Origin of the sequence: Croceitalea dokdonensis DOKDO 023 (assembly GCF_001306415.1) — a bacterium.
Classification (GTDB): domain Bacteria; phylum Bacteroidota; class Bacteroidia; order Flavobacteriales; family Flavobacteriaceae; genus Croceitalea; species Croceitalea dokdonensis.
In genome coordinates, this window is the sequence record NZ_LDJX01000003.1 from 328,904 (window position 1) to 341,391 (window position 12,488).

Sequence of the window (12,488 nt, forward strand, 5' to 3'; positions counted from 1 at the left end):
TTTAGAATTTTAAGAAATGGTTAAGGAGTGTACATTTCTACATTCCCTAAAAACGGCCGTTTTACGGAACAGCTTAAGTGTAATCGAAAAATATCTTATTTCAGTTCCATTTGTCGTTCTTTTTAATAGGTCCCCTTGTAGCGCTTTTATGGAACTTAAAACTGGGGTGTTTTTAACACCAAAAAGATTGGTCTTGCTGTTTATGGATTTTCCCATATAAGCCTTTGGTTTTTGCAGCTACGAGGACAATGCCCCAGAGCAAAAGCCTATGCCTTTGGTGTCTAAAAAAAAGTGCTTCTCCTTATTTTAAGGCTGATTTACCTGGTATTAAAGCCGCTTGTAAAAACTTCCGGTTTTGGCACTAAGCGCCGTCCCTCTTTACGATCATATAGTAGTCATTGTCCAGGGGCAGGTACCCTAGGTCATAGACAAAATAATACGTGCTCCCTTTCTTGGTGGTATAGATGCCGGTGATGTATTCAAAATGGAACCCCTTATTGGTCAGTTGGGATTTTGTGGTGCGTGTCTTCCCCTCTTTAAGTTCATAGCTGTCCAACACCCGGTAATTTTTGCGAAGTCTGTTATTGATGTTTCTGATAAGGTTTTTGCTATCCTTGTTGAGTTTGTTGTTATAGGCATTACGGCAGTAGTCAGAACAGAATTTTTTGTCTATTCTTCCTCTTAACTCCTCATTACATTCCAAACAGGTTTTCATGGTTATGCTTTATTGTAATGAAACACCATTTCTGAAGTGGTACCATCCTCATTTCCCATACGTCCGTAAATGTTAATTTCCGACTCGTTCACTTTTTCAAAAGTAAAACCTTCAAAATAGACCCGGTTTCCTTCCGCTTTGATAAACGGGAATTGCTGCACTTCATCCTTGGCTTCCCATCCCTTAAGGTCTGCACCAAAATGTTTTAGCTCAAAAACCAAGCTGTTGTTACGTTTGCGAATATGGCCAATTTCGTAAAAGTTTACCTTACCATCCAATATGTGCTTAAATACAAACATCATACTTCCTGCTGCCGGGGGGCTCCAGATTTCCTCTGTTTCCCCTCCAAATGCGGTCCCAACCCACCGGCCTTCCATAAAACTGACCAAATCCAAGTGGGCCTTGGGAGATTCTTGGCCTTTGGCCAATTGTAGGGTATTCTGTCCCAAGCACAACTGGGAAAGTAGCAAGGCTCCAAGCATCAATAGTTTCATGGCTGGTGTTTTGGTGTTATTGAACTACAATATCGTATTTTTTCAATAAACCCATTAGGCCCTCCTGTGCAAACTTGGCCTTGCTTACCTGATTCTTTTCAGGATCAATGTTAAAATGATGTGCTTTTGTAAAGTCTGCTTTTTTTAAGGAAGTACGTTCAAAAATAGCTCGGTCTAGATTACAGGAAGCGAAATTGGCCTCTGTTAAATCCGTTTCGGTAAAATCTGCATGGCTAAGGTTGCAGCCCGGGAAGCTTGTTTTTAAGAGTTTTAATCCGTAGAAGACCGCTAGTGTCAAATTGCAATCGGTAAATTGTACTTGGAGCAGGCCTTTTTCGGCTTTATCAAACTGAACGCCGAGTAGTTTGCAGTTTTGGAAGTGAACACCATTAAAAATGGTGTGTGCCACATTTGCGTTGGTCATATCACAATCCATAAACGTGCAATCCACAAAGTTCTGGTTGTCTAGATAGCCCGCTTGAAATTGGCAGTCTACGAAAGTACATGCTTCATAGTCTGCCTTAGGAAGGGCCGTTTTTCTATAATCTTCCTGTTTAAAAACGGTATCGGCCACAAATGGCTTATTCATCAGCAAGGATTAAGGCGGGCAGGTCCAAGGTTTTGAACAGTTGGTTGAATTCTCTCATCTCCTTGCCCACAATGTCATCTTTTTCTTTTTTGTAAACTCCCCAATCGGTGAGTAGGTCCTTAAGTCTTTGTTTGGCACCACTGGTAACCTTGGGCTCGGAAACGTCCACAAACCCCTTTAAGTGCAGCAAATCTGCATTAAGCTGGTTGTTGAAGTTGATGACGTCCTGAAATGTTTTTTGCTTGGGTTGGATCAGGTTTTCTTCCCAGCTTGTGATTCTTTTTTTGAGGTCTTTACTTTTTTCTAGCAATTCCTTAGCTGGTTGATGCTCTTCTAACAGTTTTTCGTAATGAATCAATTGTTTTTTGGCAGAGCGCATCTGGTTCACCGCCTGGTGCATTTCTTTTACGGTGGCGTCAATGGTCTGTAGCACGTTTTCCTGTTCAAGGTAGTCGGCCGGAGTGCCCGAAATTTTTGGGTCGGCCAATACAACGGCAGTCGTTTCCACCACTTCTTCCTTGAGTGTCATCCTAATAGTGTAACTTCCGGGTCCCACCCGATACCCGTTGGAATTGCCAAATACAAATACATTTTCAATACTGGGAAGGGCAGCTGTCCTTAGGTCCCAGGTAAAGCGATTGTATCCTTTTTTGGTGGGCAGTACCGCTGGTTTGGACGGTCCGCCCGCCCATGATTTGAACGCCTTTGGTTTGGTACTGCTGTAAGAACGTATCAGCTTTCCATCCTTGATGATATCCAATACCAATGTTGTAGTGTCCAATTTTTTTGGTAGGAAGTAGTCTATGGTTACCCCAGATTTTGGATTTTGCCCTAAACCGGGTTGCGGCTTATCTTGACTGCCCCCAAAAATACGATAGCTTGGTTTTGGGGTGACGAGCCTCAGGCTTTGAGTATTGTCGAAACTATCCTGTATGGCCCCTAGGTCGTCCAAAATCCAAAAAGACCTTCCTGCCGTTGCCGCAACTAAATCGTTGTCTTGTATGATCAGGTCATTAATGGGTACCAGCGGAAGGTTTAATTGCAGTTTTTGCCAAAACTGCCCATCGTCCATGGAAACGTAAAGACCGGTTTCCGTGCCTGCGTATAGCAGTCCCTTTTTCTTTTTGTCCTCTCTGACCACACGCACAAAGGTGTGCTTATCTGAAATGCCATTGGTGATTTTTGTCCAGGTTTGTCCGTAATCAGCGGTTTTAAAGATATAAGGTCGTAGGTCCATGGATTTATAGCGCATTACGGCGATGTAGGCCGTTGCCGCATCGTGTGGGGAAACCTCTATACTATTGATGATTCCGTTGCCTATATTGGGCGGGGTCACGTTTAACCAATTTGCACCACCATCCTTGGTGATATGCAGCAGGCCATCATCGCTACCAGCATATAGGACCCCTTTTTCATGGGGAGATTCTACCAAATACATCAAAGTATTGTAATTCTCACCTCCAGCGGCCTCATTGGTAAATGGCGCCCCACCGGGACCTTGTTTGTCTTTTTCGTTTCTAGTCAGGTCTGGGCTTATTACCTCCCAGTTTTGGCCGCCATCGTTGGTTTTAAAAACTACATTTCCGGCGTGGTAAATGGTGTTTCTGTCATGCGGTGAACTAATGATGGGCGCGTTCCAATTGTATCGGTATTTAAAATCCCTTGGCACTTTGCCCAGACCCAGTTCAGGATATTCTTTTATAGGTTTGCCCTCCCGTGAGGCTTTCACCCATTTTTCTATGATGCCTTGGTAACAGCCCCCATAGACCACTTCTGGATCATCTGGGTCAAAAGCGAGAAAGGCACTTTCACAACCGGCTACCGAATACCAATCTTTCCAGTCGATGCCGGCATCATTGGTACGGCTAGCAATGGCGATGGCAGAATTATCTTGCTGGCCACCGTACACATGGTACGGCACTACATTATCTGTGATAACGCGGTAGAACTGTGATGTTGCCTGATTTTGTTGTGTACTCCAGCTTTTACCACCATTGTTGGACACATTGGCGCCCCCATCATTGGAATTGATCATTTTTTGGTTGTCGTAAGGATGTATCCATAAGTGGTGGTTGTCCCCATGTGGTGTTGGTATGGGCGTAAAAGACATTCCGCCATCAATGGATTTGGTCATAGGAGCGTTAAGCACGTATACGATGTCCTCATTTTGTGGGTCGGCAAAAATCTCCATATAATACCAAGAGCGTGTAATATTAATGCGGTCTTTGTTCACCTGTTTCCATTTTTTACCGGCATCATCACTGCGGTAAACCCCGCTTTTATCCCCCTCTGCCTCAATCACGGCAAAAACGCGTTCTGGATTTGCCCTAGAGACTGAAATGCCCATTTTGCCCATGACTTTGGGCAAGCCTTCCTTAAGTTGTTTCCAGCTGCTGCCACCATCAACCGATTTATAGATACCAGAAGACGGTCCACCAGATTCCATTAACCATGGATAGCGTCTGTGCTCCCACATGGTGGCGTATAAGATCAGCGGGTTGGTCATATCCATGGACAGTGAAGAAGCACCGGTATGTTCGTCTATATAAAGTACCCGTTCCCAATTTTCCCCACCATTGGTGGTTCTGTAAACGCCCCGTTGTGCACTGGGGCCATACTGTGCCCCTTGCACGGATACAAACATGATGTCTGGTTGGGTAGGGTGGATGATGACATCAGAAATATGTCGGCTTTCATCAAGCCCCATATGTTTCCAGGTTTTGCCGGCATCCGTAGATTTGTAGACCCCGTCACCCATGGAGGTCATGACCCCCCGTGCGGCATGTTCTCCCATGCCTGCCACCACAATGTTGGGGTTGCTTTCCGCCACCGCAATGGCCCCTACCGTTCCAGTGTTTAACTGTCCGTCGGAAATGTTTTTCCAAGTAATGCCATCGTCAGTAGTTTTGTAGATTCCGCCGCCAGTGCTCCCCATGTAATAGGTCATTGGCCGGCCTACAACCCCTGTTGAGGCAACGCTTCTACCACCGCGAAACGGACCTATATTACGCCATTTGAGACCCGTAAACATAGAATCTGTAACAATGATCGCAGGTTGGTCAGATTTCTTTTTTTTGCGCTGCGCCTCACCGTTACCAGGCAAAAGCATAAGAAGGGAAACAAGGAAGAGTAGTGTTCTCATAAGGTTGGATTTTCGTGTCTGTGAAAGATACTAAAATCCAGTCCAAAATCAATTCACCCCAATAACTTTAAAAGGGAGTTCAACTATCCAGTCGTCATGCCCAAGTTCCTTTGTAAGACGCTGTGCAATTTGAAGATTATGGGATTCGGTTGTGTCCATATTTAGAATTAGGCATCCAGCATTGGTGAAACCCACCTTGTATTTTTGGGTAAATGATTTCATCTCGTCAGTAATGGTAGCAACAATGCCATAATATATAAAACTATCCAAAGTTGTTATTGTAGGTTTAGTTTCCATTTTATAGGCAGCGATTGTTGGTAGGGGAGAGGCCAACAAAAGAAACCCTACTAGCATTATAAGGTTAAAGCGTTTCATTCTTATTTTCTTAAAAAGTCGATATGTGATTCTAAATGTCACAAGAATTGTTCTAAGGTTGGTTATTACGAAATATTGATACCTTTTAACACCAAGGATTTCCACTCAGGGTGCCGTTTAACATACATGGCGACAAAGGGACACATGGGCACCAAAGTCAAATCCTTAGCTTTGATATCCTCTAAAACCTGTTGTACCAGTTGTGAAGCAATGCCTCTACCTTCCAACGCTTGGGGAACTTCGGTATGGGTAAGATAGATTTTGTCCTGTGCTTTAATGTATTCAATTCTGGCCACCTTATCTTCTATGTGAAATTCATATCCTTTTAAAGATGGGTTGTCTATCAGGGTATAGCGCATTGCGGTGTTATTTTGGTTAAATTACAATTTTTTTATTTTCTTCAACTCTGAGTTAACTGTATGTTTTTTAATGTTTTATAATAAATTGTAAACGACTACAAACGTTTGTAAACGAAAATAAACAATTCCTAACCGAATTTTTTTTAAGGGTGGAAGTAGGTTTGCCCTGTCGAATCAAGGTGGTTCGATAGTATGAACTGTTAACCCGTAAAATTAAAAAAGATGAACGCATTAAAAAACAAAGTACAGTTGATTGGTAATTTAGGACAGGACCCAGAAATCGTAAACTTGGAGAATGGGAACAAAGTGGCCAGGTTTTCCATTGCCACAAGCGAAAGTTACAAGAACGCAAAAGGTGAAAAAGTGGATGATACGCAATGGCACAATGTTGTGGCCTGGGGCAAAACCGCAGAAATTGTAGAGAATTATTTGAACAAGGGAAAACAAGTTGCCTTAGAAGGTAAACTTACCCACCGCAGTTATGAGACCAAAGAGGGGGAGAAAAGGTACATCACGGAGGTTCGCTGCAATGAGCTGTTGATGTTGGGGAAATAAGATTGGATGGTTTTTGGTTGTGCTCAGAATGACATCCGGATACTAGGTTAACCAGGATGTCAGTCTGAGTGCGGCCCAAGACTCTTGCCCATTAAAATACCAAATTACAATCCCTATTTTTGTACCAATGACGATACCCACGGCAAAGGCCTTACTACCGCTTTTAAAAACCCATTTTGGGTACGATAGTTTTAAACCCAACCAATTAGCGATTATAGAGGATGTTTTAGCCAAAAAAGACGTGCTTGCCATTATGCCCACAGGCGGCGGTAAATCGCTCTGTTTTCAATTATCTGCCATGGCTTTTCAAGGCACGGCCATTGTGGTATCCCCGTTGATTGCCTTGATGAAGGACCAGGTAGATATGCTACAGGCCAACGGTATTGCCGCGGCTTATTACAATAGCTCACAGTCTACGGACACCCAAGCTGCCATTTTTGAGCAACTTAAGAACGGGGAGCTAAAGCTGTTTTATGTGGCACCGGAAAGCATTAAGCTGGTATCAGCTGTATTGGAGACCATTGACATTAGCCTTTTTGCCATTGATGAGGCGCACTGTATCTCCTCATGGGGACATGATTTTAGGCCCGCCTATACCCAGCTGGGCAGTTTAAAGGACACCTACCCCAACGTCCCCATTATAGCCCTTACCGCAACAGCAGATAAGACTACCCAGGATGATATCGTAGATCAGTTGCATATTCCCGCTGCGGAGCGGCATTTGGCATCGTTTGATAGACCCAATATTTATTTGGAGGTTAAACCGGCCCAGGACCGGATGAAACATATCTTGAATTTCTTGGCAGACCATCCTGCCGAAAGCGGTATTGTGTACTGTTTGAGCCGTAAAAGTACCGAAGCCATTGCGGGTAAATTGATAGCTGCTGGTTATAAGGCCAAAGCCTACCACGCGGGCCTTCCTCCCGACGAGCGCAGCGGCGTACAAGAAGATTTTATAACGGATAGGGTACCCATTATTGTAGCCACAATTGCCTTTGGAATGGGCATAGATAAAAGTAACGTTCGTTGGGTAATCCATTACAACCTTCCTAAAAATATAGAAGGCTACTACCAAGAAATTGGCCGTGGTGGCCGGGACGGTCTACCTGCCCACGCCCTATTGTTTTATAGTTTTGGTGATGTGGCCCAATTGCGAAAATTTATTGCGCAGAGTGAAAATGCCATGGTAGAATACGCCAAGTTGGAACGTATGCAGCAGTTTGCGGAAGCGCTCAGTTGTCGCAGGATTGCGCTGTTGAATTATTTTGGCGAACATTTAACGGATGCTTGTGGCCATTGCGATAGGTGCCAAAAGCCCCCCGCCTATTTTAATGGTACGGTTTTGGCCCAGAAAATTTGTTCCGCAGTGGCGCGCCTAAGGCAAAAAGAAGCCATGGGAATGGTCATAGACGTGCTTCGTGGGGCACAGAACGCACAGGTGTACGCAAAGGGGTATCAACATATTAAGACCTTTGGGGCTGTAACCGATGTCTCTTGGTCAGATTTGCAGCAATATATGGTCCAGTTGCTTAACCAAGGCGTATTGTATGTTGATTTTAAAGAGGGTTCAAGGATTGGGCTGACACCCCTGGCCAATAAGGTGCTGTATTCCAACCAGTCCATACAACTTGCCCTATTGGGAAAAGAGCATGTCAAAACCAAGACCGTCAAAACGGCAAAGGTCAAAAGTTCTGCATTATTTGAGAAGTTACGGGCATTGCGCCACCAAATTGCCATTGCGGAAGGCGTTCCGGCCTATGTTATTTTTGGTGATGTCAGCCTTAAGGATATGGAAGCAAAAATGCCCCAGAACCACAAAGAGTTTTTGGAGATCAGTGGGGTAGGGCAGGCTAAATTGGAAAAGTATGCAGAGGCTTTTCTAAAGGAGATAAAAAAACATACTGTTGCTGGCAAGGCAAAAGTTACAACCCACCTAAAAACGTACCAATTGTTTAAGGAAGGATTGTCTATTACTGATATTGCAGTGCAGCGTGGTTTGGCCGAGAACACAGTTTACGGGCATTTAATGAAAGCGGAAGCAGAGGGCAAAGCCGTTGATTTAAACCAGTTTGTAACGGCCAAAGAACTAGATTTGCTGGCTGATGCAAAAGAAGACCTACCCCATGCAGAGGGGCTAAAAGCCTATTTTAAATATTTTGAGGAACAAATGCCCTATTGGAAAATTAAAATAGGCTTGTATCTATTGGACGTTTAGCTTTTTAAATATCATCTAGGTAGTGCTATACCACCTAGTCTACCGCTCCTAAAACCAAATGCCCGCCTATTACCGAAGGAATTGGCTAGGAGGACTATTTTTTGATGTGCACTGATAAATCCACAGTATATTAAGGATGCTAGTGTTACGCGAGCAAACCAAATAGCGTTTTAATTACGTAAGTAAAAACATGAAGGTAAAAATGTTCAACATATTGTGGGTGGTTTTTCTAGTTCCGGCTTTAGGGTTTGGGCAAGGCAATCATCAACCTTCCTTGTCCTTCTACCAGCAATTGGCAAAAAAAGATGCCAGCTATGAACAAGGGTTAAACTTGCCCTCTAGTGTGGATGATGACGATTTTTGGAAAGACCAACAAATTTTTGAGGAGCAGCTATTGGCCAAAAACCCGGAGGGGTATCGCACTTACATCAACAAAAAGGCCGAACTGTATCGTATTCACGAACTTTCATGTGATGAATCGTGTAGGCATGGGGAGCGGTTTGTATTGAAATCCCAATTTTATAAAGAACATGCCGCTACCGCTCAGTATGCTTCATTACCACAAACAAAAAAGCCCCAGATTAAAAACTGAGGCTTTTTTCTATGCGACTTTCTTTGCCAAATCGTAGCAAGGACAGCGTTTGCAGCGCTTGGACTCACTTTTCTTGTATTTTTTACAGCAGTTGGTCTTACAACCTTTTGGGGCCAACGTTTTGAGTTTACCCTTTTTATGGTTGTTCGATTTCTTTTGCTTTTTGCCCATCCTTAAATTAGAATGAAACAAAAATATATTATTTTAAATTAATCTAAATAAAGGCAATTGTTAAAATTACTCTTCCATGGTTTCGGAAGCGGCACTTTCCACCGTAAGTTGTTGAATGTCGCGATCAAACAAATACAATCCGCCCTTATCGTCACCAATGAGATTGATTTTGTCCAGCACTGTTCTTGCCAATGCTTCTTCTTCCAGTTGTTCTGCAACGTACCATTGCAAAAAGTTATGGGTGGCGTAGTCTTTCTCTTCTAGGGTAACGTGAACCAGTTCATTGATGCTTTGGGACACAAAGACCTCATGGTCATAAAGGGCTTTAAGCATTTTTGGAAGGCTGCCAAACTCAATTGGAGGCGCTTTTAAGTCAGAAACGATGGCGTGGCCGCCACGTTCATTTACGTATTTCACCAGTTTTAACATGTGCATCCGTTCTTCATGGGAATGTCCGTACATGAAGCCTGCGACACCTTCAAGTCCTTTTACCTCTGCCCAGCAGGCCATGGATAGGTACACTTGTGAGGATTCTGCTTCTATGCGTATTTGCGCATTGAGCGCTTTCTCTAGTTTTTTTGATAACATCTGTGCTAATTTTTAGGTAAAGTTACGAAAACAAAGGGCCTAAAGTATTAGCGTTTTGTTAAGTGCACGAATTTGGAAATAGATTAAATAAGCACACATTAAAATCTACATTACCATGGAAAGCACCATAAACAAAGGTTTATAACCCGTTGTGCATTTTCGATGCTTTTTAGATTTAAAACCGTCAGTTCGAGTTTTTTCTGGAAGCAAAAGTATCGAGAACAAGGTTTCATTGCTAAAACTCTCATCCTCAATACTATTTTCCGGTACTTGGTATCAAAAAATCACTCGAATTGACGAATTTTCACCAAAATGCACAATGGGTGTTTATAGTCTAATGGTCTTGATTTCCGATACCAATTGATTTCCATTGACCACCCCTTCTATGAACATCTGGGCTTGGTCCAGTCCTAAATTTGGGATTTTAAAGGAAACATTGCCCTGCCCATCCGCGCTCAAGTTGGGGTGCCAATCTATGGCGCCAAATGCTTTATAAACAGCATCACTATAGTTGTTGTATTTTGGGTTATAGAAGCGTTTTGGCCTTGAAAAGGCCAAAGGTACCTGTACTTCATTGTAAGGGTTTTGTTTGCTGAAATTAACCCGGGCAAGACTAGGGTCGGTATAGACACGTATTTCACCACTGGGATGCAAGGCTCCTGTTCTTCTTCCAAATCTATTGATTTCAATATAATCCACCTCGTCCATACGCCACATGTCAAGGTTGTCAAAATCGTTGAGTATCATGTCGTTGACATAAAGTAGTGGTATGGTACCGTCTGTGGCAGAGGTAATTGGTCCCTGTTGAAAACCTCCTCCAAAACCAAAACCTATACGGCGTAAATAATCATCTAAAAACAAATTTCGCCTAAAGTCATTTTCACCGAAAATAAATACCTGACCAGAAGAACGGTCCCTTATTTTTTTTAAGCGCTCCATTCTTCTATTTGCGGTGACATTAACTTCCTCTAACGTGATGATTTCCTGAAATCCCTGAAACCCCGACAATAGGCTTTGGGCTTGGAGCACCGTATACATGTTTTTAAGCCCGTTGTAGGTGTCGTTCTGCCAGTTTGCCTTTGGGATTGCATTTGGCTTAAATCGTAAATAAACGGCTGCTGCTTTTGCCAAGCTCTGCCCACCGATATCCGATACCCTGATTACCTCATCCTCGTACGGGAATAGCAAATCCCCTATAAACGTATTGGATTCTTCGTCTACAGAAAATATTTTGAAATCGTTGTTTTCCAAAGGATGCAAGAATAGTTCCTTTGAAATTTTTTGATTGTCTTGGCCAATGACCGAAAGCCCTTTTTCAAAATCGAACAAATATTCTGGTTTTTTGTTTTCTATGCTGAACCAATCATAGCTGCTCCAACCTTGGGTGAGCAGCAAATTGTCAAATTGGAACTTCTTTTTGTTGTCTGGATCGGTAAAATAGTAACTAGCGTCCTGGACGTTGCCCCTAACATACGGAATAACATGAAGGTAAGATGCAACGGTATGGGGACTTCCGTAAGCCAGGGATTCGTTGGGAAGCACGGAAATGCTCAACCGGGATAATTTTTCCAGATTTATATCATCCATGGCAAGTGTTATCTCTATGGAATCTAAATCTTTTTTGACTGCAGGGGCTTTTATTTTGGTAAAGGAATAATCCTTGAGTGCATCAAAATTAAAATATAGGCGTTCTAATAGCGGATTGCCCTTATTGTCAAAGAGCGTGAAAATATTGATGCCTTTATGCAGGTTTTCCTTCTCAATTAAGATGATCTGTTTAGGGTTGGATGCAAAGTCAACCTCAATAACATTAATGTTTAGGCCATTGTGAATGGCAAGGTCAAACGTTTCATCTTGGAATCCAGATTTGTTGAATACAATACCTACCGTTTTTTCCAGTTCTGTGACTTGCAGGTTGATTCCCTTAGACCTAAAAGGGCCAAGTTCAAAACGGTGGGTTTGGTCATCTACATCTACAAACGCCATATATTCCGTGTTTGGCCTTGGTGTCATCAAGAAACGCCCTATGCCAAAATTATCTACCTTAAAGTCAGCGATTATTCTATCGTTTTTATCCTTAATCAAGCCTTTAGCATTAGAAACCCCATAGCCGTTACTGTCTCTTATAATCACTCCAAAAGTATTTTCCACGCCGGCAAGGGCATGGCCGCCTTCCGGTAAAAATTGGGCATCTATACCCTTATCCTTGTCTACCATGTGATTGGCTAAGGGTGTATTGGTGTCAATTAGGTGGATTTGCTGACTGTAATGGTTTTTTTCAGAAAAGTTCCTCATCCAATTGGTAAAGGCCTCGATTCTATAGTCACCTACTTTAAGGGTTTTGTCCAATGTAAAAGTTCCATGGCCAAATCCGTTTTCCATTAAGACCAATTTCTTTTTTACCACACTGTCTTTGGCGTTTAAAAGCACCACGTACAGGTTTTTGGTCTGTAATGATAATTCGTTGGTGCCTTTTTCAAATACATAGGCTTGGAAACCTATTTCTTCACCTTTTAAAAAAACAGTTTTATTTAAATGTAGCGTAACCACCTCCCTTGGCATTGCCGTATACGATTCGAAGTTGTCAATAAAACTCTTGTCCTGACCTAAAATGGCAGAAGTAAAGAGCAACATAATGCAGCTGATTTGAAGTGACTTGCCCATATTGTTTCGATTTTAATTGTTATAGTTCT

At 42.7% G+C, this 12,488-nt stretch carries 12 protein-coding genes; 3 read left to right on the forward strand and 9 right to left on the reverse strand.

Features of this window, described 5'->3' with window-relative positions:
* Window positions 1-9: 9 nt before the first annotated feature.
* The 7 genes from I595_RS08570 to I595_RS08600 form a co-directional block, all read right to left on the reverse strand.
* A complete protein-coding gene (locus I595_RS08570; protein WP_054559001.1) occupies window positions 10-216 on the reverse strand; it encodes a hypothetical protein in 207 nt (68 codons plus the stop codon).
* A gap of 145 nt (window positions 217-361) precedes the next feature.
* On the reverse strand, window positions 362-715 hold the full coding sequence (locus I595_RS08575; RefSeq protein WP_054559002.1) for a hypothetical protein: 354 nt from the start codon (window positions 713-715) through the stop codon (window positions 362-364).
* A 2-nt stretch (window positions 716-717) separates the two neighbouring features.
* Window positions 718-1,209: a DUF6265 family protein gene (locus tag I595_RS08580; protein WP_054559003.1), complete on the reverse strand. Its 492-nt coding sequence runs from the start codon at window positions 1,207-1,209 to the stop codon at window positions 718-720.
* Between the two features lie 16 nt (window positions 1,210-1,225).
* Window positions 1,226-1,798 carry a pentapeptide repeat-containing protein gene (locus I595_RS08585; RefSeq protein ID WP_054559004.1) on the reverse strand — a complete coding sequence of 191 codons (573 nt, stop codon included), beginning with the start codon at window positions 1,796-1,798 and terminating at the stop codon, window positions 1,226-1,228.
* Window positions 1,791-4,940, reverse strand: a complete 3,150-nt coding sequence (locus I595_RS08590; RefSeq protein ID WP_054559005.1) for a VPS10 domain-containing protein — start codon at window positions 4,938-4,940, stop codon at window positions 1,791-1,793. The genes I595_RS08585 and I595_RS08590 overlap by 8 nt, the downstream gene beginning before the upstream one ends.
* 48 nt (window positions 4,941-4,988) lie before the next feature.
* Window positions 4,989-5,315, reverse strand: a complete 327-nt coding sequence (locus tag I595_RS08595) for an FEKKY domain-containing protein (RefSeq protein ID WP_054559006.1) — start codon at window positions 5,313-5,315, stop codon at window positions 4,989-4,991.
* 65 nt (window positions 5,316-5,380) lie between these two features.
* The gene (locus tag I595_RS08600; protein ID WP_054559007.1) at window positions 5,381-5,674 is read right to left on the reverse strand and encodes a GNAT family N-acetyltransferase; all 294 of its coding nucleotides are present in this window, start codon (window positions 5,672-5,674) and stop codon (window positions 5,381-5,383) included.
* A 222-nt stretch (window positions 5,675-5,896) separates the two neighbouring features.
* Between I595_RS08600 and I595_RS08605 the strand changes: the two genes are divergently transcribed.
* The 3 genes from I595_RS08605 (at window position 5,897) to I595_RS08615 (ending at window position 9,036) form a co-directional block, all read left to right on the forward strand.
* Window positions 5,897-6,229: a single-stranded DNA-binding protein gene (locus I595_RS08605; protein WP_054559008.1), complete on the forward strand. Its 333-nt coding sequence runs from the start codon at window positions 5,897-5,899 to the stop codon at window positions 6,227-6,229.
* 127 nt (window positions 6,230-6,356) lie between these two features.
* Entirely contained in the window at window positions 6,357-8,444 is a 2,088-nt protein-coding gene (gene recQ, locus I595_RS08610; protein ID WP_054559009.1) for a DNA helicase RecQ, read from the forward strand.
* 202 nt (window positions 8,445-8,646) lie between these two features.
* The gene (locus I595_RS08615; protein WP_157449700.1) at window positions 8,647-9,036 is read left to right on the forward strand and encodes a hypothetical protein; all 390 of its coding nucleotides are present in this window, start codon (window positions 8,647-8,649) and stop codon (window positions 9,034-9,036) included.
* Window positions 9,037-9,273: 237 nt separating this feature from the next.
* Here the strand turns inward: I595_RS08615 and I595_RS08620 are convergent, their stop codons facing one another.
* Both I595_RS08620 and I595_RS08625 read right to left on the reverse strand, forming a co-directional pair.
* Window positions 9,274-9,795, reverse strand: a complete 522-nt coding sequence (locus I595_RS08620) for a ferritin (RefSeq protein WP_054559011.1) — start codon at window positions 9,793-9,795, stop codon at window positions 9,274-9,276.
* 327 nt (window positions 9,796-10,122) lie between these two features.
* Window positions 10,123-12,459, reverse strand: a complete 2,337-nt coding sequence (locus tag I595_RS08625; RefSeq protein WP_157449701.1) for a hypothetical protein — start codon at window positions 12,457-12,459, stop codon at window positions 10,123-10,125.
* Window positions 12,460-12,488 lie beyond the last annotated feature (29 nt).